We start from the raw sequence: 20,940 nt of genomic DNA on the forward strand, positions 1-20,940 counted from the left end.
GTGGGGCGGAGACCATCGTCGGGACCCCGGTCCGGCGCGACAAGTTCTCGGATCCGGCCGTACGACGGGTTGTGAACGCCGCCGCGCCGTGAACAGCGGGTGACGAACCGCTGTCGGACCGTGCTGTGAATGTTTACACTGCCCGAAAGGAGCGTGGGCCCCATGGTGAAATCGGTCGAAGCGTCGATCCCTGCCGTGAGTCCGGAGGCGTCGTTCGCGGACGCGCTGCGGCAGGCGATCTCGCGCCGCGGTCTCGCGCTTAACCGGATCAGGACCCACCTCGCCGATCGCGGGCTCCACGTCGGCGTGGCGACACTCAGCACCTGGCAGAGCGGCCGGCGGATCCCGCGCGAGGACTCGCGAGCCGTCATCACGGCCCTCGAGGAGCTTCTGCAGGTGCCGGCCGGGTGGTTGACCGTCCGGATCCCCGCGGCGCGTGAGCCGGGCACGTCGCCCCAGCCGTACGCCGTTGTCGACTACGCCGAGGCGCTCACCCGCCTGCTCGACCGACTCCGCCGCGACGCCCACGGGCGGCTGCGGAACGTAACTGTGCTCGAGGAGGTCCGGATCGGGGCCGATCGGAGCGCTCAGCGCCGGAGCGTGATCCAGAGCGTGGTCGCCGTACAGCCGGTGGATCGCTTGATCATCGCGCATCAGGGCGAAACGGGCTGCGACGCGGAGCAGCTCGCACTACGCGCCTTGAGCGGTTGCCGGACCGGTCGGATTGCCCGCTCCCCCGAGGCCGGCGCGCTGCTCGGCGAGTTACTGCTCGACCGCGTGCTCGCTGTCGGGGAGACCGCAGTCGTCCACTACGAGATCGACGACCCGAGCGGGCTGCCGACGACGGACTACCAGCGCTTCAGCGAATGGGGCGGGATGCACTACGTGCTCGAGGTCCAGTTCGACCGCGCCGCGCTGCCGGTCCGCGTACACGAGCTGCGCCGCCGACACACCGCCGGCCCGAACCTGGTCCAACGCGAGCTGATGCTCACGCCCGACGGGCGCGTCCACGTGATCGAGCCCTCCGCCGATCCCGGGACGATCGGCATCGCGTGGGAGTGGGACTAGCCGCACGCGCCCGCGCCTCCCACCGTCCCCACACCGTCCCCACACCGTCCCCACACCCCCACGCCCCCGGCGCGCGCCGCCGCGATGGGTTCACCCATCCCCTGGTGGGTTCCCCACCCAGAACAACGGCGTGGAACCCACCACCAAGTAGGTGAACCCATCCGGCGGCGAGCGGCGGGCGGCGGGCGGGTGTGGGGGCGTTAGTTGCGGAAGCCCGCGTGTACGTGGTCGTGGTGGGTCTGGTCGGAGAAGAACGCGGCTCCGGACAGCTGGTACGGACCGCCGACGTTGTACGACCCGAGCGACTCGGCCGCTCGCATGTACGACGTGATCAACGAGCGTGAGGTGGCCGGCGAGACCACCGCGTGGCCGTTGATCTGCCAGGTGTCGAAGGCTCGGCCGCGAGGGTGGTCGCTGGGCCGATCTGTGCCGAACACATCCAACGGATGCCCCGACCGGATCACGCTGATGCCGATCCGGTAGCTCTCCGCGAGCTGGAGCATCGTGTTGAGAACGCTGTCATGCACCTGCCCCGACCTGATGTCCGCGGCGGATGCCGGTGGCAACAAGATCTGCTCGTTCGCCAGCACCTTCCGCGCTGCGGCGGACAGGGTCGCGGCCGGCGCACCCGGCTGGGCCGGGTGGGTCGCCGTCACGCGCCAGGTGCCCTGCGCCGACTTGCTCAGCCGTACGTCGACCGTTGTACCGCCGCTGATCACCCGGTTCTCGCGGATCGAGTACACCCGGCACGGCACCAGCACGCTGGCCGACGAGCTCAGGATCCCGCCGTACTGAGCGTCGATCACGTCGATGGCCGCGCGCGTATCGGTCGGCTGCAGCAACTTCATCACCGCCGCCACCGCGAGCCGCTTCACCTGAGGCTGGATCTCCCCCGGCCCGGGCACCCAGGCCTGCACCGCGGGCAGCGTGACCGTCGGAGTAGGAGCCGGGGTCGACGACGGCGCACTCGGCGTCACCGAAGGCGCACCACTCGAGGTCGGTGTCGGGGAAGGTGTCGGGGAAGGCGTTGGGCTCGGACTCGGCGACGGCTGATCCTGAGCCGACGAATCACTGCACCCAGCCAGCAATCCAGCACCAGCAACCAAGAACGCCCGCCGTCCGAGACCACTCATACCCGCAGTGTGCCCGGCCCCACAAACCGATCTACTGCGTCACCCGATACACGTCGAAGACACCCTCGACCGACCGCACAGCCTTCAGCACATGACCCAGATGCGTCGGATCGCCCATCTCGAAGGTGAAGCGCGACTTCGCTATGCGGTCACGTGTCGTGGTGAGCGCCGCGGACAGGATGTTCACGTGGTAGTCCGACAGCACGCGGGTGATGTCCGACAGCAAGCGCGCCCGGTCGAGCGCCTCGACCTGGATGGCGACCAGGAAGACGGACTGAGCGGTCGGCGCCCATTCGACCTCGACGATGCGCTCGGGCTGGGTCTTCAGGTTTTCCACGTTGGCGCAGTCGGCCCGGTGCACCGAGACGCCCGCCCCGCGCGTGATCCACCCGATGATCTCGTCGCCCGGAACCGGCGTACAGCAGCGCGCCAGCTTCGACAGCACGTCCGTCGCACCCTTGACGATGACGCCGGCGTCGCCGCGGGCCGTGCGCTTGCGGCGCTCACGACTCGCGGGCAGCCGCACGCCCTCGGACAGATCCTCGGCCGCGCCCTCCTCGCCGCCGTACGTCTCGATCAGACGCCGTACGACGGCTTGTGCGCTGACGTGCTGCTCGCCGACGGCGGCGTACAGGCCGGTGACATCCGGATACCGCAGGGAGTTGGCGACGGCGGTCAGGGTCTCGTGCGACAGCAGGCGCTGCAGCGGCAGGCCCTCCTTGCGGAGCTGCTTCGCGATCGCGTCCTTGCCGTGCTCGATCGCCTCGTCGCGGCGCTCCTTGGAGAACCAGTGCTTGATCTTGTTCCGCGCGCGAGGGCTCTTGACGAACGTCAGCCAGTCACGCGACGGACCCGCGCCCTGCGCCTTCGACGTGAAGACCTCGACGACGTCACCGTTCTCGAGGGTGCTCTCCAGCGGCACCAGGCGGCCGTTGACGCGGGCGCCGATACAGCGGTGCCCGACCTCGGTGTGGATCGCGTACGCGAAGTCGACCGGTGACGAACCGGTCGGCAGCGACATCACGTCGCCGCGCGGGGTGAAGACGTAGACCTCGGAGTTGTTGATCTCGAACCGCAGCGAGTCGAGGAACTCCGACGGGTCGGAGGTCTCCCGCTGCCAGTCGACGAGCTGGCGGACCCAGGGCATGTCGTTCGGCCCGCCGACATCAGTGGTCGGGGTGGCGGGCGCGACGGAGCTCGGGTCTTCCTTGTACTTCCAGTGCGCGGCGATGCCGTACTCCGCGCGGCGGTGCATCGCGAACGAGCGGATCTGCAGCTCCACCGGCTTGCCCTGCGGGCCGATCACGGTGGTGTGCAGCGACTGGTACATGTTGAACTTCGGCATCGCGATGTAGTCCTTGAACCGGCCGGGGACCGGGTTCCACCGCGCGTGCAGTATGCCCAGCGCGGCGTAACAGTCGCGGACCGACTCGACCAGGACCCGGATGCCGACCAGGTCGTAGATGTCGCCGAACTCGCGGCCGCGGACGATCATCTTCTGGTAGATCGAGTAGTAGTGCTTCGGGCGGCCGGTGACGGTCGCCTTCACCTTGGCGGCGCGCAGGTCCTCGTGGACCTGGTCGATCACGGAGGCCAGGTACTCGTCGCGGGACGGCGCGCGCTCGGCGACCAGCCGGACGATCTCGTCGTACACCTTCGGGTGCAGGGTCGAGAACGCGAGGTCCTCGAGCTCCCACTTGATCGTGTTCATACCGAGCCGGTGGGCCAGCGGGGCGTAGATCTCCAGCGTCTCGCGGGCGATCCGCTCCTGCTTCTCCTGCCGCAGGAACCCTAGCGTGCGCATGTTGTGCAGCCGGTCGGCGAGCTTGATCACCAGGACCCGGATGTCCTTCGACATCGCGACGACCATCTTGCGGATCGTCTCGGCCTGCGCGGACTCGCCGTACTTGACCTTGTCCAGCTTGGTGACGCCGTCGACGAGCATGGCGATCTCTTCGCCGAAGTCGCGGGTCAGCTCCTCGACCGTGTACGGCGTGTCCTCGACGGTGTCGTGCAGTACGGCGGCGCACAGCGTCGGCGCCGTCATACCGAGCTCGGCGAGGATCGTGGCGACGGCGAGCGGATGCGTGATGTACGCGTCGCCGCTCTTGCGCAACTGGCCGGTGTGGTACTTCTCCGCGGTCCGGTAGGCGCGCTCGATCAGCCCGAGGTCGGCCTTGGGGTGCGTCGCGCGGACGACCCGGAACAGCGGCTCGAGCATCGGCGCGCGGTTCGGATGCCGGGTGCCGCCGAGGCGGGCGAGCCGGGCGCGGACCCGGGCCGGCGCGATCCGCGGTGGCTGAACCGGCGGTTGCGCGGCCTGGGCAGGTGGTTGGGACGCAGGCGTCGGCGAGACCGGGCGCACCGGTGACGGCGCGCGCGGCGGCTCCTGCGGTACGGCGTTCGGCACCGCAGATGTCATCGCCGGGTCTTCGCCCACGTTTGTGTCCCTCCGCCGACAGACCACCAGTCTAGAGGCCGTTGCCCAACCAGGCAGACCCGCCTGTGGACAACACGCCGGGTCAGCTCCCGGCTGCGGAGAGTTTGCCCGATTTCAGACCGTGAGCAGGGAGCTGACCTTCTCGCCTTCGAGGCGCTTGCGGCCCGGAAGGAACGACAGCTCCAGCAGGACCGCGGTACCGACGACCTCCGCCTCGCAGCGGCGGATCAGGCGCAGGCAGGCCTCAACAGTGCCGCCGGTGGCGAGGACGTCGTCGATGACCAGCACCCGGTCACCCGGAGTGAACGCGTCCTGGTGCACCTCGATGGTCGCCTCGCCGTACTCCAGCGCGTACGACTCCTCGTACGTCGCCCCCGGCAGCTTGCCCTTCTTGCGCACCGGTACGAACCCGGCGCCGAGGGCGAGCGCGACCGGGGCGGCCAGGATGAACCCGCGCGCCTCGATCCCGACCACCTTGTCGACCACCGGGTTCCCGTCGTCGTCCGTCCCGGCGGCCGCCAGCGCCTGCACCACCTGCGCGAAGCCGGTGTGGTCGGCCAGCAGCGGGGTGATGTCCTTGAACACCACCCCCGGCTGCGGGTAGTCCTGGATGTCGCGAATGCCGTCGGCGAGAACCTGCTCGAGCGACCGCATCACTTACCGCGCTTCGACCGCGGCTTGCGCGTCGGCTGCGGACGCCCGGCCGCCGTCGCCTTCATCGGCCGCGTCGACGGCGTCGGCGCCGTACCCGTGGCCCGATCCGCCTTCCGCGGCGTAGGCGTGTCCTGTACGGCGGAACGCGGCGCGGCTCCCGCCGTGGCCACCGCGACCGGAGCCGCCTTGGCCGCGGCAGCGGTCTGCGCCTTCTTCGCCGACACGCGCTTGCTCAGGGCCTGCATGCCCGGCTCGCGCTCCTTGAAGACCGCGAGCAGCGACGGCGCGATGAAGATCGACGAGTACGCACCGACCGCGATACCGACGAACAGCGCCAGCGACAGGTCCTTCAGCGGGCCGGTGCCGAGCACGACCGTGCCGACGACCAGGATCGCGCCGACCGGGAGCAGAGCGGTGACCGTGGTGTTGATCGACCGGACCACCGTCTGGTTGACCGCGAGGTTGGTCGCGTCGGAGTACGTGAACCGGTTCGACCCGGTGATGCCCCGGGTGTTCTCCCGGACCTTGTCGAACACCACGACGGTGTCGTACAGCGAGTAACCGAGGATCGTCAGTACGCCGATCACTGTCGCCGGTGTCACGTCGAAGCCGATCAGCGCGTAGACGCCGACCGTGATCGTGACGTCGTGGATCAGCGCGATGATCGCCGCCATCGAGGCCTTGGGTTCTCGGAAATACAGCCAGATCACCGCGAACACGAGGACCAGGAACACGATCAGCGCGAGGATCGCCTTGTTCGCGATCTGCTGACCCCAGGACGCGCCGATCTGCTGCGACGTCACCTGCTCGGCGGGGATGCCGGCTTCCTTGGCGATCGCGGCCCGCACGTTGCCGACGTCCGCCTGCGCGAGCGGCTTGGTCTGGACCCGGACCTTGTTGTCGTTGATCGTCGTGACGACCGGGTCGCCGAGGCCCTTGGCGTTGGTCGCCTTCACCGCGGCGGTGAAGTCCTCGACCGTGCTGGAGGTGACCTTCACGGCCGCGTCGTACTCGACGCCGCCCTTGAACTCGATGCCGAGCGCCAGGCCGCGGGCGAACAGGCCGCCCAGCGAGATGACCACCAGGGCGATCGAGAGGCTGAACCAGAACTTGCGGTGACCGATGAAATCGTAGGAGACCTCACCGCGGTGCAGCTTGGCACCGATCTGTCCGAGCTTCGACATCAGACCTCCCCTCCCAGCGGCTTACGCGTCGACGGGGTCTTCCGCGGCCGGGCCGTCGGTTTCATCTGTCCGGGTAGTCGCTCGACGCCGAGATGCTCCGGATCCAGGCCGGACATCTTGTGGCCGTGGCCGAAGAAGTCGGTCCGGGCCAGCAGCGTGACCACCGGCTTGGTGAACATGAAGACCACGAGGAGGTCGATCAGCGTGGTCAGGCCGAGCGTGAACGCGAAGCCCTTGACGCTGCCGATCGCCAGTACGTACAGAACCACCGCGGCGAGCAGCGAGATCGAGTCGGCCGCGATGATCGTGTGCTTGGCGCGGGCCCAGCCGGTCTCCACCGAGGAGCGCAGGCTGCGGCCTTCACGCACCTCGTCGCGGAGTCGTTCGAAGTAGATGATGAACGAGTCCGCGGTGATACCGACCGCCACGATCAGACCGGCGATACCGGCCAGCGTCAGGGTGAAGCCGATCGCCTTGCCGAGCAGGATCACCAGAGACCCGGTGAGGATGCCTGCCGCGACGAGCGAGAACACGACGACGATGCCGAGACCGCGGTAGTACAGGAAGCAGAAGATCACGACGAGGGCCAGGCCGATGATGCCGGCCCAGATACCGGCCGAGAGCTGGTCGCCGCCGAGCTGCGGCGACACGGTCTCGACCGAGGAGATGTCGAACTTGACCGGCAGCGAGCCGTACTTCAGCACGTTGGCCAGGTCGCGGGCCTCGGCCTCGGTGAAGGTACCGGTGATCTGCGCCTGGCCGCCCGGGATCGGGTTGTCGACGCTCGGGGTCGAGATGGTCTTGCCGTCCAGCACGATCGCGAACAGGTTCTGGCCCTGGCCGCGCTGGGAGATGTTCTGGGTGGCCTTGAGGAACTTGCTGCCGCCCTCACTGGTGAACTTCAGGTTGACCTGCCACTGCAGACCGTTCTGCGGGATGCCGGCGCTGGCGTCCGAGAGGTCGGTACCCGCCAGGATCGCCGGACCGAGCAGGTACTTGTACTGCCCGTTCTGGTCGCAGGAGAAGATCGCCGTGTTCGGGTTGTCGACCTGCTTGTCGCCGCACTTGAACGTCGCGAAGGCCGCCTGCGTGGCCGCGTCCGGCGTGTAGTTCAGCGGGTCGCCGGAGGAGGTGGCCGGCGTCGACGGCGTCGCGGCCGGGGTGCTCGGCTTCGGCGTCGTACTGGCCTTCGGGGTCGGCGTGGGCGTCGGCGTCGCGTCCGCGAGCGCGCTGGTCCAGGCCCGGCCCTTCGGGGTGTTGCTGGTGGTCGGCTTGATCGTGGTGCTGGCCTTCGGCGTCGTGGTCGCCTTGGGCGTCGTCGTCGGCTTCGGCGTGGTGCCCGGAGTCGGAGTCGCCGTCGGCGTAGGTGCCGGCGCGGTCGCCTGGGCCCCCAGCACGATCCGGAAGTACAGCAGGGCGGTCTGGCCGACCTGCGACACCAGGGATTCCTTCGTGGCGCCCGGGACCGCCACGTTGATGTGGTTCGCACCGGAGGTCGTGATGTCGGCCTCGGCCACACCGGCGCCGTTGACCCGCTGACCGATGATGTTCTTCGCCTCGTTCATCTGGTCGGCGGTGACCTTGCCCTTGCCGTCGAACGTGCTGGCAGTCAGCGTGATGGTGGTGCCACCGCGCAGGTCCAGTCCGAGCTTGGGCTTCCAGGTCTTGGTCAGCGCCATGATGCCCAACAGCAGGACCATGACCACCAGCAAGGCGATCAGGCTCCGCCCGGGGCGGGATGTCGACGAACTCGTTGCCACGTCAGATTCAACCTTCGTACTTCTGGGCGCGCCGCACCGTCAGGTGGACGCCGAACGCCGCGCCGCAGGCTGGGTGGGACGGAATTCAGTTCTCGGTGTGCGTCGGCGGCAGCTTCGGCGTGTCCTGCACCTTGCCGTCGGCCTTGTCACGACCCGTGTCCGGTACGTCGACCTTGGAGGCGTCGGTCGACTCCTCGCCGGCGTCGGCGGAGTCGGTGGCCTCGTCGGCGGAGTCGGTGGCCTCGTCGTCGGCGGCGTCGTCGTCCGGGATCACCCGGCCGATGGCGGCCTTCACGACCTGAACCAGCACGCCCTCGGAGATCTCCAGCGTCACGTACTCGCCGTCGGTCTCCTCGACGATGCCGACCAGGCCGCTGGTGGTGATCACCTTGCTACCCGGGGCGAGCGCGGCGACGGTGTCAGCCTGGCGCTGGCGCTGCTTCTTCTGCGTGCGGCTCATGAACCAGATCATTCCGACGATCAGGATCAGCGGTAGCAGCAGCGTGATGCCGCCGCCCCCGGAGGAGGCCATCGGTACGGCGAGGAGTTGCATCGGGTCTCAGAATCCTTTGTCGATCGGAAATACGGGCGTCCGGCACGCTCTGCTCGAAGCGCGCAGGTCGCAGCGGAATGACCTGGAGGTCAGGCCACCGGGGAGTCTAACCCTGAGCGGCAACAAGTACCTCATGACACCGGGTCACGTTTGAATTACTCAGTACAGAAGTAACTACGCTCCGGCGTCCGCGGACGTTCCCCGACGTCCGCTGTTCAGTTGGGTCGAACTCCTTAGTCTTCGTCGGTGTCGAAGAGCGTGTCGGCGAACGTCGCGCCCTTCGGGACCTTCAGCCCGATATGCCGCCAGGCCGCGGGCGTGGCGACGCGACCGCGCGGCGTACGGGCCAGATAGCCCGACCGGACCAGAAATGGTTCGGCCACTTCCTCCACGGTCTCACGTTCTTCGCCGACCGCAACCGCCAGCGTGGAAAGACCGACCGGTCCGCCCCCGAATCGGCGGCACAAAGCGTCCAGAACGGACCTGTCGAGCCGGTCGAGGCCCATTTTGTCCACTTCGTACAGCTCGAGGGCCGATTTCGCGAGTGCCAGAGTGATGATGCCGTCCGCCCGCACCTCTGCGTAGTCGCGGACCCGGCGGAGCAGCCGGTTCGCGATACGCGGCGTACCGCGGGAGCGTGACGCGATCTCCGCCGCGCCCTCCGGGGTGATGTCGACCTCGAGCAGCGCGGCCGAGCGGTTGACGATCTTCTCCAGCTCGGCGGACTCGTAGAACTCCAGGTGACCGGTGAACCCGAACCGGTCCCGCAGCGGCCCCGGCAGCAGACCGGCCCGCGTGGTCGCCCCGACCAGCGTGAACGGCGGGATCTCGAGCGGGATCGCGGTCGCACCCGGGCCTTTGCCGACGATCACGTCGACGCGGAAGTCCTCCATCGCCATGTACAGCAGCTCTTCGGCCGGCCGCGACATCCGGTGGATCTCGTCGAGGAACAGCACTTCGCCCTCGCTCAGCCCGGACAGGATCGCGGCCAGGTCGCCGGCGTGCTGGATCGCCGGGCCGCTCGTCACGCGCAGCGGCGCCGACAACTCGCTGGCGATGATCATTGCCAGCGTGGTCTTCCCGAGGCCAGGAGGGCCGGAGAGCAAGACGTGGTCAGGCGCCCGATTGCGCCCGCGGGCGGCGTGCAGCACCAGCTCGAGCTGCTCGCTGACCCGGCGCTGACCGCCGAACTCGGCCAGTGTGCGCGGGCGGAGCGCGGACTCGATCTTGCGTTCCTCGAGATCCACCGCGTCGGCGGAGACCAGTGGCCGGACGTTGTCTTCCATCTCTTACGCCTTGGAGAGCACGCGCAGGGCAGCGCGCAGCAGGTCGGGGACGGCCGGGTTGGGGCTGTCGGCGGCGAGTGGTGACACTGCGGTGACCGCATCCTCGGCGTCGCGGGCCGAGTAGCCGAGGCCGACCAGGCCCGCCGCCACCTGCTCCCGCCACGCCTCCTGTGTCTGCAGGGGACGCCCGGCCACCGTCCTCGACGGCGCACCGATCTTGTCCTTGAGCTCCAGCACGATCCGCTGGGCGCCCTTCTTCCCGATCCCCGGCACCTTCACCAGGACGACGAGGTCCTCGGTCGCGACCGCCTGGCGCAACTGGTCGGGGCTGAGCACCGCGAGCGCCGCCTGGGCCAGCTTCGGGCCGACGCCGGACGCCGTCTGGAGCAGCTCGAACAGGTTCTTCGCGTCGTCGTCGGCGAAGCCGTACAACGTCAGCGAATCCTCGCGAACCACCATGGACGTGGAGATCCGGGCTTCTTGGCCCGGACGCAGGCCCGCCAGCGTGCCCGGGTCGCAGTACACCTGCAGGCCCACTCCGCCGACCTCGACCACGGCGCTGTCCACTCCGATGGCCGCCACCGGTCCACGCACAAAGGCGATCATCGCCAACCTCCTGTTTCCGTGCTCACCGCTTGCCCTGCTGGGCCGCCACCGCAGCCCGCAACCTTGCCATCTGCAGGCGGGACTGCGCCTGCGCCAGCGCCTCCAGATTGGACCGGCTGGAGGCAGCCTCCTGCAGTTTGCTGGCCACGCCACCGCGCCACACCTGACAGATCGCCAACGCCAGCGCGTCAGCGGCGTCCGCGGGTGTCGGACGCTCGCTCAGCTTGAGGATGCGAGTGACCATCGTGGTCACCTGCTCCTTGTCCGCCCGGCCCGATCCGGTGACCGCGGCCTTCACCTCGCTCGGCGTGTGCAGCGCGACCGGCAGCCCCCGGCGCGCCGCGACGACCATCGCCACTCCAGAGGCCTGCGCCGTCCCCATCACCGTCCGGACGTTGTGCTGGGCGAACACTCGCTCGACCGCGACCGCGTCCGGCTTGTGCTTGGCGATCCACTCCTCCAGCTCCGCCTCGATCTGGACGAGTCGCTTGGACACATCCAGATCGGCCGGCGTCCGGATCACTCCGACGGCGACCAGCGCAGGGGGCTTCCCCGGCGAACCCTCGACGACGCCGAGGCCGCACCGGGTCAGTCCCGGGTCGACGCCGAGCACCCGCATGGACCACCTCCGAACGTTTGTTCGATAACCCTAGACGGCGGTCTCGCGACTGACGAAATCGACGCGCCGAACTCAGAAGTAGTCGAGCATGTACGGCGTCGGTCCGCCGAAGACTGCATCCAGTCCTGAGTCCGTGGCGGCCGCTCCCCCGGTGATCAGCCCGGCTCCGCGAAGGGCCGCGACCGGCGTACCGGCGTACAGCGCGGCGAGTCCACGCGGGCCTACGCGGAGAGCGTCGTCCGATGCTTCCGCAGGAGTCAGGGTGCCGGATCCGTTGGCTACGGACAGGCGCCAGTCGCCGGTGTTGGCGGTCAGGTCGGGGTCGTCGATCCGCAGGTCGGCCTCGAGTACGACGCCGTCCGGGAAGCCTCGCGTCGCGATGGCCGCGGGCGCGTCGATGAGGCGGAGCATCCAGCGGTTGATCCTCGTGTCGCCATCCGCCTCGTGCTCGGCGAGCAGGTGGATCGGGTCGAACGGCGGGCAGTACGCCTGGACCGACTTCGCGATCGACGAGCCCGAGCCGACGGTCGCCCACAAGGCGCGTGCGGTCTCCTCGGAGCCGGCCATGAGTTCGTCGACGGCCAGGTCGCCGTCGGACCAGTTGTAGACCACGAAGCCGTCGTCAGCGACGTACGCGAAGTTGTCTTCTTCTCCCAGCCAGGACTCGACCTCGGTACGCGGCCAGATCAACGGACCGCTCGAACGCCTCGCCTCATGGTTCTTCCCGGTGAGCTCCAGGAACAGGTCCGCATCATCGCGACCTGCCTTCCGCACCGCCGTACCTTTGCCGCCCAGAGAGCGCAGATCGGCGGCCTGGAAGGAGAACTTGTACCTATTACCCGCGAACTCGTAGCCCAGGTGCCGGTAGAGAACGGTCGTCGCCGGATAGAGCGCCGTCAGCGGGTATCCCTTGTCGGCGCAGCGCTGCAGCACCGCACGCATCATCAGACTGCCGACACCACGACCGCGGTACTCCGGCGAGACGACCACCCCGGCCACGCCGCCCATCGGGACCCGCCGCCCACCCCACCACTGCTCGAACGGCCAGATCCGCGCCGCCGCGACGAGCTGCTCCCCGTCGACGACCCCGATGAACCGCCCGTCCATGAAGGTGAGCGCATTCTTCTTCCACTCGTCCCGGTCCCCACCAGGCCCGAACGACCGAATCCGCACCTCCCACACCGCATCCAGGTGTTCCTCGACAACATCCACCACCCGCAGTTCAGTCACGCCGAGACCCTACGTCGTACGACGGACCTATTTCTTGTCAGTTACCCACAGGTGGATGGTCCCTTCGACGACAACCGTGCCGTCGTCCCGGGTCGCCTTCACCCGTACCGGCACGTCGGGCCCCGAGGTCCAATTGTCGGGATCGGTCTCGGCCGAGCAGACCAGATCGGAGGTCGACTTGGCGAGGTACGCAACCTCCATCCCCTTCGGCAACCACCGCTTCCCCGCCGGGATCGTCGCCTCCGCCAACGCCCCCATCGCGGCCTCCAACCCGTTGCACACAGCAATCGCATGCACGGTCCCGATGTGGTTCAAAACAGCCCGCCGCTTCGGCAACCGCAACGCCGCAAAATTAGGACTGACCTGCACAAACCGAGGCCGAACCGACCGAAAGTACGGCGCCTTCCAGGTGAACCCCCAAGAAAACACCCGCTCCCCACCCGGCACCCCACGCAACCGCTCCCACAACCCCAACACCTGACTCGCCATCCCCACATGTTACCCACGAGTCACATGCGAGGTGAAGAGGAGCCACTCAACGACAACGCTGCGGACGTGGCGCACTGATCAACCTCGGCTGGCCGGCCGTGGTCAGGCGTGCGGTGCCATCGTTGCGCGGTGATGTGGCGGGTTGGTGAGTGCCGGCGGTCCGCTTCCCCGATCGACGCGCTCTGCGGCGACCGCGGACTCTGGGATCGCACCTCGGCGGTGCCGATGACGGTGCTGTCGTGGCTGCGACTCGTCGGTGACGTGTGGTTTGTGGGAACCCACCCCGACTGGCCGGAAGCCGCCGCAGCCGATCCGCTGGTCATCGAGATCGAGGGCGCCCGCTACACCGACCAGCCGATACGGGAGTACTTCGCCGGCGACTACGAGCTTTGGCAGGAGACCAAGGCGGAGAGCTCTGACGATCCCGGTGAAACGACGCAGCCGTTCGTGTCCTACCTGAACAAGGTGTTCGCGAACGGCGGCTTTCCCGGTCCGGTCGAGTCCCCGCGCGCCTGGCGGCACAGGAGCCGACTCGCCCAGCGAATGCTGCCGCTCTAGCTGAGTCGGCGTCGCCTGCTCGGCTTCGTTCGTTTGTCTGCACAGTGCTGTGCGACGTGCAGGGGTTCGGCGGGCTGTGTGAGACGTGCCTCTCGCATGGTCGTGGCGCTGGTGGGGTTGGCAGGTCGACGATGTTGAGATGACTTCCTCGCCTCGCCGGCCGCATGTCGATGGCCGAACGGACCCGGACAGCGGGACCAGCGCGCTCGGTGGACAGTCCGCGCCCGACCGCGGGTATCTGCTGGACAACGCGCGGGTCGAGGCGGGTGAGCGGTTCGTTTGGTTGGCTGAGCTGTTCGATGGTGTGACGCGTGGGCACTTCGAGCGGCTGGGGGTCGGGGCCGGCTCGCGGTGCTGGGAAGTGGGGGCCGGGGGCACCAGTATTCCGGAGGCGCTTGCGACGACCGTTGGTCCGACCGGGTATGTACTTGCCACGGACATCGATCCGTCATGGCTGAAGGAAGGCGACGGATACGACGTACGACGGCATGACGTCGCCGCTGATCCGGCGCCCGAGCCGGGGACGTTCGATCTGGTGCATGCCCGGCTCGTGCTGGTCCATGTGCCTGACCGCGCTCGCGCGCTGGCGACGATGGTGGCAGCGCTGCGGCCGGGTGGCTGGTTGTTGATCGAGGATGCGGATACCGCTCTGCAGCCGCTCGCGTGCCTTGACGACAGCGGTCCCGCACAGCGGCGGGCGAACCGGGTGTGCGACGCGATCCGGGAGTTGCTGACGCGTCGGGGCGCGGACCTGCGCTATGGGCGAACGCTGCCGCGGGCGTTGCGCGAAGCCGGGTTGGTGGATGTCGCGGCGGCGGGCTCGTTTCCGGTCGGCGGGCTGGCGTGTGACCGGCTGGAGGCGTCAACCATCCGGCACGTCCGCGGCGAACTGCTCGCCGCCGGCCTGTCCGACAACACCGAACTCGACGCCCACCTTGCCGCCATCGAGGCGGGCGAACTCGACCTGACACTCTCCCCCCTGATCTCAGCCTGGGGCCGCCACCCAACCGAGCACACGTCGGCACTCGGCTAGCTGCGGATCCGGCGCTGAGCGGCCGCGCGCTCAGGAGCTAGATGGAAGTCACCTTGAGCTTCCGGGTGTCGGGCATGCAACTACGCCGAACACAGTCGCCGGCAATCACAGCCCCACCGCCCAAGTAGCAGCCGCGCAGCGGGGTCCTTCGGGCAACTTTTCGGGGTGCACCTGCATCTTCTTGGTAGCTGTGTCGTCGATTGGGGGGAGAGCGGGGATGGTGGGGAAGCGGTCGGGTGTGGGGGCTGTTGCGTTGATGGCGCTTGTTGTGGGGTGTGGTGGGACGAAGGATGCGGGTGATGAGGCGCTGGGGAGTACGCCGGCGCCGCAGTCTCCGTCGCAGTCTTCGGCGCCGACTCCGGCCGGGCCCTCGACGGTCGCCACGCCGGGAGAGACACCGTCGGCGGTCTTGGAGAAGCCGACGATCCCGGTGCCGTCATCGAGCAGCATCGCCGGGCTGTCGGCAGCGGCGATCCTCACCAAGACGCAAGCCGCCGCGAAGGCCGCGAACAGCGTTCGGATGAAGGGGGCTGTCTCGGACGGTAAAGAGCGGATGGTGCTCGACGTGCGGGTGACCAAGAACGGCGGCCAGGGGTCGATCACCACGAGCGACGGTGGGATGTCGGTGATGGTGATCGGCAAGACGGCGTACCTGAAGATGAGTAACAAGTTCTGGCGGTCGCAGACCAAGTCCAAGGCAGAGGCGGACGCCGTCGTCGGGCTGATCGCCGGGCGGTGGATCCGGACGACGATGAGCGACAAGGACCTCGGGAACTTCGCGCTGTTCGCGAGCAAGGCCGAGTTCTTCGACACGTTGTTCGAGCCGAGCGGCACGGTCAAGAAGACCGCGCCGAAGACCGTCGACGGCGTCCCCGCGATCGGGCTCGGCGACGGGGACGGCACGCTCTGGGTCGACACCGCCACCGCGCGCCCGGTCAGTCTCGAATCGGGCAGCGACAAGCTGAGCTTCAGCGAGTACAACAAGGTCACAACGCCGAAGGCCCCTCCGGCGAACCAGGTGATCGACGGAAAGGCCCTCGGGATGTAACTGAGGTCAGCCGACCTCGGCCATGATTTCGTCCGACACGTCGAAGTTCGCGTAGACGTTCTGTACGTCGTCGCTGTCCTCGAGCGCGTCGATCAGCCGGAAGATCTTGGCGGCGCCGTCGGCGTCGAGCTCGACCGTCATCGACGGGACGAACTGGACGTCGGCGGAGTCGTAGTCGATTCCGGCGTCCTGCAGCGCCGTCCGGGCCGGGACCAGGTCGGTGGCCTCGGTGACGACCTCCCAGGACTCGCCGAGGTCGTTGACCTCGTCGGCGCCGGCCTCGAGCACGGCCTCCATCACGTCGTCCTCGGACAGCGACTTCCCGTCCTGCTCCTTGGCGACGACGATCACGCCCTTGCGGTTGAACAGGTACGCGACCGAGTTCGGGTCGGCGAGCGAGCCGCCGTTCCGCGTCATCGCCGTCCGGACGTCCGCGGCGGCCCGGTTGCGGTTGTCGGTCAGACACTCGACCAGCATCGCCACGCCGTTCGGGCCGTAGCCCTCGTACATGATCGTCTGGTACTCCGCACCGCCCGCCTCGGCACCGGATCCGCGCTTGACCGCGCGGTCGATGTTGTCGTTCGGGACCGAGGACTTCTTCGCCTTCTGGATGGCGTCGTACAGGGTCGGGTTCCCGCCAGGGTCGCCACCGCCCATCCGGGCGGCCACCTCGATGTTCTTGATCAGCTTCGCGAAGAGCTTGCCGCGCTTCGCGTCGATGACGGCCTTCTTGTGCTTCGTGGTGGCCCACTTGGAGTGGCCTGACATGGCGAACCCAACCCTTCTACCTACAACAACGACTCAGTGGGTCCGGACCAGCTCGGCGAAGTAGCCGTGCAGCCGCGCGTCCCCGGTCATCTCCGGGTGGAACGACGTGGCGAGCAGCCGGTCGTGGCGGACCGCGACGATCCTACCTGCGGCAGGGCCCGACCTCACCGTCGAGAGTACCTCCACGTCCGGACCGACCCGCTCCACCCACGGTGCCCGGATGAACACGGCGTGGTACGGCGAGTCGAACCCGGCGAACTCGAGGTCGGCCTCGAACGACTCGACCTGCCGCCCGAACGCGTTCCGGCGGACGGTCACGTCGAGCCCGCCGAGGGTCTCCTGGTCGGCCGTCCCGCCGGTGATCTTGTCCGCGAGCATGATCATCCCGGCGCAGGTGCCGAACACCGGCATCCCGTCCGCGATCCGCTTCTGCAGCGGCTCGAACAGCTCGAACGTCCGCGCCAGCTTGTACATGGTGGTCGACTCGCCGCCCGGCAGCACCAGGGCGTCGACCTGCTCCAGCTCGGACGGACGACGGACCGGCAGCGCCTCGACACCGACCTGGGTCAGCATCGCCAGGTGTTCGCGCACGTTCCCTTGCAGCGCGAACACACCGATGACCGTCATAGCGTCACCCTTCGTTGCCAGTCGAGCGTGACCTCGATCCGGCCCTCGTCGAAGACCGCGGGCAGGTCGTTGCGGTGCAGCAGCTCGAGTACGTCCTCCAGCAGCGGCTCACCGGGCGCGACGTTGGCGGTGTCCGGGTGCCAGAGCTTCAGCTCGAGCATGCCGAAGTCGACCGCGTGCCAGACGTCGGTGTCGGTGAAGAACAGCAGCCCCTGCGGTCCCTCGGCGGCCTCGAGAACCTGCCTGGCCTCGTGGTGGTCCGACGTGTACCGGACCACCACAACGCCCAGCTGTTCGAGCTCCGCGAGCACTGCGTCCAACCGGTCGGTGTCGGTGCTCTCCGGCCAGGTCGCGGCGTCGGAGTTGAGATCCATCACCGCCTCACCGATGAGCAGCGGGACCAATGCGTCCGTGTCCATCGACGGTGCGTCCTCGCGGACCGCCTCGGTCAGTGCGGCCGTGATGGCCGCATGGTCGGCGTACCCGGACCGCACCAGGACGCGGGCCAGGCCACGCAGTTCCCGGGCGGTCCGTTCGTCCACCGACTGCAGGTTGCTCGTCACTTACCCAGGCTACTTCACGCCTCCGGCGGTGACCGAAACCTGGAGCTGACGCTGGAAGATGATGTAGACCACCAGCACCGGCGCCACGGTGATCACCACGGCCGCGAACAACGCGCCGAAGTCCACCGCATAACCTGCCTGCGATGCGAACGACGCCATGCCCTGCGAGAGCACGTAGTTCTTCGAGTCGGTGTTCAGGGCAACCGGAAGCAGGAACTGGTTCCACAACCCCAGGAAGTTGAAGATGGCAACCGACGCCATCCCCGGCCGCGCCATCGGCAGCATCACCGAGAAGAACGAGCGCCACTCCCCTGCACCGTCGATCTGCGCCGCCTCGTAGATCTCGCCCGGCAGCGCCTTGAAGAAGCTGTGCAGGAAGAAGACGGTGAACGGCAGCGCGAACGCGACGTACGTCATGATCAACCCCGGCAGGGTGTTGAGCAGGTGCAGGTTCTTCAGTACGAAGAACAGCGGCACGATCGCCAGGAAGACCGGGAACGTCAGGCCGGCCAGCATCGCGTAGTAGATCAGCCGGTTGCCGGGGAACGAGAACCTGGCCAGCACGTACGCACACATGGCCCCGAGGATCATCACCAGCACCAGCGCACAGCCGACGACGATCACGGTGTTCAGGAAGTAGCGACCGATACCGGCCGTCGTCCAGGCGTTGGCGTAGTTGCTGAAGCGAAGCTTGCCCGGCAGCGACAGCGGGTTGCCCAGCACTTCCTGGGTCGACTTGAACGACGACAGCAGCGTCCACACCAGCGGCAGGATCACCAGCAGCGACCACAGGATCAGCGCGATGTGCGCGGTCGCGGCGACGCCCTTGCCCTCGCGGGAACCCGTGCCGGGCGCGCGGGACTCGGCGACCAGGTCGGCCTGGTCGGCGGTAGTGGTTGTCATCGGCGTACCTTCCGCTCACGTCCGCCGGTCAGGGCGTTCACCGTGAAGACCAGCAGCGCGAACAGCATCGTCACCGCGGCGAGGATCACACCCATCGCGGTCGAGTATCCGAACTGCCCCTTGGTGAAGGCCGTGGTGAACAGTTGCTGGGGCATGACCAGTGTCGAGTTCTGCGGTCCACCGCCGGGGTTCAGCGCCTGCATGTAGACGAACGCGTCGAGCGCGGCGATGCCGAGATAGATGTACGCCGTCTGCACGTTGTCGCGGATCAGCGGCAACGTGATCGACACCGCTGTCCGGAACCGGCCGGCGCCGTCGATCCGGGCCGCCTCGAACACCTCGGGCTCGATCCCCCGGATGGCGGCGATGAACAGCACCATGTAGAAGCCGACGAAGCCCCAGATCATCACGAACATCGAGGCCGGCATCGCGGTCCGGGCGTCGCCGAGCCAGGCGTAGTTCTCGAACTGGTGCAGCCCGATCTTCGACAGCACCGCGTCCAGGATGCCCGAGGTCGGGGTGAACACCTGGGCCCAGATCAGGCCGATCACGATCGCGGGGATCACGTACGGGAAGAACGACACGATCCGGTAGAAGCCGGAGTTCTTCAGCCCGCGGACGGTCCCGGTGCCCGAGCCGCCGATCGTCACCAGCGTGGCCAGCGTCAGCGCCAGCACGATCGTCACGATCGGCACGACGATCGCGAGCTCGATGTTGTTGCGGACGGCCTTCAGGAAGATGTCGTCGTGGAACAGCCGCACGTAGTTGTCGAAACCGACGAAGTTCTGCCCCGCGCTGAACCCGGACCAGTCGGTCAGCGAGTAGTAGAGCGCCTGCACGAACGGCGAGACCACGAAGATCACGAAGACCGCCAGCGGCAGGCCGAGGAACACGACCATGAAGCTGACCCGGTCGAAGGTCAGCGGCCGGCGGCGCCGGGGGGCGGGCCGCTTGGGCCCGCCCTCCGTCACGACATCTTGCGTCATGGTCACTTGGTGACCGGAATCTTCTTGACGGAGCTGTCGTTGCGCACCTTGTCGGTGATCTGCTGCAGGCCCTTCGTCAGGCCGGCCGCGTCGAGCTGGCCGGACAGGAACGAGTTCCAGACCACGAGCTGGTCGGTGTTCATGCCGTAGAGGCCGAACACCTGGTAGTCGAAGACGTTGGTGCCGGCCGCGTCCAGCATCGCGGTCTGCGACTGCAGCGCGGTCGAACCGAAGCCGTCGGCGGGCACGAGGCCCTTGACGATCGTCGGCGCGAGCCGCGTCTTGGCGAAGTTGGTCGCCGCGTCCTTGGACAGCATGGCCCGCAGGAGCTCCTTGCCGCCGGCGACGTTCTTGCCCTTCGACGGCACGATGAACGGCTCACCGGCCGCGCTGCGCAGCGACTCGTAGGGCAGCTTCGGGCTCTCGGTGAGCGTCGGCTCCGGGACGCCCTTCATGTTGAAGCCCGCCTTGGTGGCCTTCTTCATCTCGTTCTCGATCCACGAGCCCGAGGGGTAGAGGATGGCCTGCTGGTCGTTGCTCCACTTCGCCTGCGCGGCGGTGAACTGGGTGCCAGCGCCACCGGGGACGAAGTACCCGTTCTTGACCATGGTCTCCAGCGCCTTGAAGATGCCCTGGAACTGCGGCATCGACCAGCAGTTCTCCTTCAGGTTCTCCAGTGCCAGCCGGACCTCGTCGCCACCCTCCTTGATGGCGCCGTCGACGGCCATCGTGTGGTAGTACGTCGCGGCTTCCTTGCCCCAGACGAACAGGTACTTGCCCTTCGCCTTGGCCTTGGCGCCGAGGTCGAGGAGCCCGTCGTACGTCTTCGGCGGCTCCCAGCCGTTCTCCTTGAACAGGCTGTCGGAGTACCAGATGCCGTACAGGGTGAGGACGTAGTTCATCGCGACGAACTTGCCGTCGAACGTGCCGGGGTTCTTGGCGCCCGGGTACAGGGTGTCGGCGATCTTCGTGCCCTCGTAGTTGTTGGCCTCGAAGACGTCGTCCAGCGTCGCCAGCTGGTCCAGGATCGTGTTGAAGCCGATCTGGTTCGCGCCGGAGTTGTCGATCAGGTCCGGCGGGTTGCCGCCGACGAAGCGCGGCTGCAGCTGCTGGGCGATCTGGGTGGACGGAGAGACCTTGAACGTCGATCCCGCCTGCTTCTTCTGCGCGATGTCGGCCGCGAACGTCACGTAGTCGTAGCCGTAACCGCCGTTGAAGATGACCGCGTCGACACTCGACTTGTCCGCCATACCGAACGGGTTGTCCGAGCTCTTCGTCCCGCCTTGCGAGGAACTGCCGCTGTCGCTGCCGCTGCCCGCGCAGCTGGCCAGCACGCCACCGAGGGGAAGCACCGCGGCCGCCGCCAGGCTCCCTTTCAGGAGACTCCGTCGCCCGATCTTGCTGGTCTCGCTCATTTGGTCCTGCCTCTTCT

The 20,940-nt window shown here is 68.0% G+C and carries 21 protein-coding genes; 4 read left to right on the forward strand and 17 right to left on the reverse strand.

Annotated elements, in window-relative coordinates; translation table 11 throughout:
- The first annotated feature begins 162 nt into the window (after positions 1-162).
- The gene (locus tag OHA10_RS35730) at positions 163-1,068 is read left to right on the forward strand and encodes a hypothetical protein (RefSeq protein WP_371403206.1); all 906 of its coding nucleotides are present in this window, start codon (positions 163-165) and stop codon (positions 1,066-1,068) included.
- A gap of 200 nt (positions 1,069-1,268) precedes the next feature.
- Here the strand turns inward: OHA10_RS35730 and OHA10_RS35735 are convergent, their stop codons facing one another.
- The 11 genes from OHA10_RS35735 to OHA10_RS35785 form a co-directional block, all read right to left on the reverse strand.
- Positions 1,269-2,045 (reverse strand): hypothetical protein, encoded by a 777-nt coding sequence (locus tag OHA10_RS35735; RefSeq protein ID WP_371403207.1) that lies wholly within the window; start codon positions 2,043-2,045, stop codon positions 1,269-1,271.
- 187 nt (positions 2,046-2,232) lie between these two features.
- Positions 2,233-4,422: a bifunctional (p)ppGpp synthetase/guanosine-3',5'-bis(diphosphate) 3'-pyrophosphohydrolase gene (locus OHA10_RS35740; RefSeq protein WP_137257907.1), complete on the reverse strand. Its 2,190-nt coding sequence runs from the start codon at positions 4,420-4,422 to the stop codon at positions 2,233-2,235.
- A gap of 333 nt (positions 4,423-4,755) precedes the next feature.
- On the reverse strand, positions 4,756-5,295 hold the full coding sequence (locus OHA10_RS35745) for an adenine phosphoribosyltransferase (RefSeq protein ID WP_371403208.1): 540 nt from the start codon (positions 5,293-5,295) through the stop codon (positions 4,756-4,758).
- Complete coding sequence (gene secF / locus OHA10_RS35750; protein ID WP_371403209.1) at positions 5,295-6,479, reverse strand: protein translocase subunit SecF; 1,185 nt, start codon at positions 6,477-6,479, stop codon at positions 5,295-5,297. The genes OHA10_RS35745 and secF overlap by 1 nt, the downstream gene beginning before the upstream one ends.
- Positions 6,479-8,179, reverse strand: coding sequence for a protein translocase subunit SecD (gene secD, locus OHA10_RS35755; RefSeq protein WP_371408024.1), 1,701 nt, complete (start codon positions 8,177-8,179; stop codon positions 6,479-6,481). The genes secF and secD overlap by 1 nt, the downstream gene beginning before the upstream one ends.
- A gap of 145 nt (positions 8,180-8,324) precedes the next feature.
- Positions 8,325-8,792, reverse strand: coding sequence for a preprotein translocase subunit YajC (gene yajC / locus OHA10_RS35760; protein WP_371403210.1), 468 nt, complete (start codon positions 8,790-8,792; stop codon positions 8,325-8,327).
- Positions 8,793-9,025: 233 nt separating this feature from the next.
- Positions 9,026-10,078 carry a Holliday junction branch migration DNA helicase RuvB gene (gene ruvB, locus OHA10_RS35765; RefSeq protein ID WP_134102782.1) on the reverse strand — a complete coding sequence of 351 codons (1,053 nt, stop codon included), beginning with the start codon at positions 10,076-10,078 and terminating at the stop codon, positions 9,026-9,028.
- A gap of 3 nt (positions 10,079-10,081) precedes the next feature.
- Entirely contained in the window at positions 10,082-10,684 is a 603-nt protein-coding gene (gene ruvA / locus OHA10_RS35770; RefSeq protein WP_371403211.1) for a Holliday junction branch migration protein RuvA, read from the reverse strand.
- A gap of 22 nt (positions 10,685-10,706) precedes the next feature.
- A complete protein-coding gene (gene ruvC / locus OHA10_RS35775; RefSeq protein ID WP_371403212.1) occupies positions 10,707-11,303 on the reverse strand; it encodes a crossover junction endodeoxyribonuclease RuvC in 597 nt (198 codons plus the stop codon).
- 72 nt (positions 11,304-11,375) lie between these two features.
- Positions 11,376-12,533 carry an enhanced intracellular survival protein Eis gene (eis, locus tag OHA10_RS35780; RefSeq protein WP_371403213.1) on the reverse strand — a complete coding sequence of 386 codons (1,158 nt, stop codon included), beginning with the start codon at positions 12,531-12,533 and terminating at the stop codon, positions 11,376-11,378.
- A 27-nt stretch (positions 12,534-12,560) separates the two neighbouring features.
- A complete protein-coding gene (locus OHA10_RS35785; RefSeq protein WP_371403214.1) occupies positions 12,561-13,022 on the reverse strand; it encodes a hotdog fold domain-containing protein in 462 nt (153 codons plus the stop codon).
- 129 nt (positions 13,023-13,151) lie between these two features.
- Here OHA10_RS35785 and OHA10_RS35790 point away from each other — a divergent pair, with 129 nt between their 5' ends.
- The 3 genes from OHA10_RS35790 to OHA10_RS35800 all read left to right on the forward strand — a co-directional run bounded on the left by OHA10_RS35790 (position 13,152) and on the right by OHA10_RS35800 (position 15,661).
- Positions 13,152-13,580 carry a hypothetical protein gene (locus tag OHA10_RS35790; protein WP_371403215.1) on the forward strand — a complete coding sequence of 143 codons (429 nt, stop codon included), beginning with the start codon at positions 13,152-13,154 and terminating at the stop codon, positions 13,578-13,580.
- Positions 13,581-13,719: 139 nt separating this feature from the next.
- On the forward strand, positions 13,720-14,613 hold the full coding sequence (locus OHA10_RS35795; RefSeq protein WP_371403216.1) for a methyltransferase domain-containing protein: 894 nt from the start codon (positions 13,720-13,722) through the stop codon (positions 14,611-14,613).
- A gap of 217 nt (positions 14,614-14,830) precedes the next feature.
- Complete coding sequence (locus OHA10_RS35800) at positions 14,831-15,661, forward strand: hypothetical protein (protein WP_371403217.1); 831 nt, start codon at positions 14,831-14,833, stop codon at positions 15,659-15,661.
- A 6-nt stretch (positions 15,662-15,667) separates the two neighbouring features.
- Here OHA10_RS35800 and OHA10_RS35805 read toward each other — a convergent pair whose 3' ends face one another.
- From OHA10_RS35805 to ngcE, 6 genes are read right to left on the reverse strand one after another with little or no spacing between them, the layout of a single operon-like run.
- Entirely contained in the window at positions 15,668-16,429 is a 762-nt protein-coding gene (locus tag OHA10_RS35805) for a YebC/PmpR family DNA-binding transcriptional regulator (protein ID WP_371403218.1), read from the reverse strand.
- Positions 16,430-16,462: 33 nt separating this feature from the next.
- Complete coding sequence (pdxT, locus tag OHA10_RS35810; protein WP_371403219.1) at positions 16,463-17,056, reverse strand: pyridoxal 5'-phosphate synthase glutaminase subunit PdxT; 594 nt, start codon at positions 17,054-17,056, stop codon at positions 16,463-16,465.
- Entirely contained in the window at positions 17,053-17,619 is a 567-nt protein-coding gene (locus tag OHA10_RS35815; RefSeq protein WP_371403220.1) for a hypothetical protein, read from the reverse strand. The genes pdxT and OHA10_RS35815 overlap by 4 nt, the downstream gene beginning before the upstream one ends.
- Before the next feature lie 9 nt (positions 17,620-17,628).
- On the reverse strand, positions 17,629-18,522 hold the full coding sequence (locus OHA10_RS35820; RefSeq protein WP_371403221.1) for a carbohydrate ABC transporter permease: 894 nt from the start codon (positions 18,520-18,522) through the stop codon (positions 17,629-17,631).
- The gene (locus tag OHA10_RS35825; RefSeq protein WP_371403222.1) at positions 18,519-19,508 is read right to left on the reverse strand and encodes a carbohydrate ABC transporter permease; all 990 of its coding nucleotides are present in this window, start codon (positions 19,506-19,508) and stop codon (positions 18,519-18,521) included. Before OHA10_RS35825 ends, OHA10_RS35820 begins: the two co-directional genes overlap by 4 nt.
- Positions 19,509-19,510: 2 nt before the next feature.
- The gene (ngcE, locus tag OHA10_RS35830) at positions 19,511-20,923 is read right to left on the reverse strand and encodes an N-acetylglucosamine/diacetylchitobiose ABC transporter substrate-binding protein (protein WP_371403223.1); all 1,413 of its coding nucleotides are present in this window, start codon (positions 20,921-20,923) and stop codon (positions 19,511-19,513) included.
- Positions 20,924-20,940 lie beyond the last annotated feature (17 nt).

The sequence above is a fragment of the Kribbella sp. NBC_00662 genome (genome assembly GCF_041430295.1).
In the GTDB taxonomy this organism is placed as follows: Bacteria; Actinomycetota; Actinomycetes; order Propionibacteriales; family Kribbellaceae; genus Kribbella.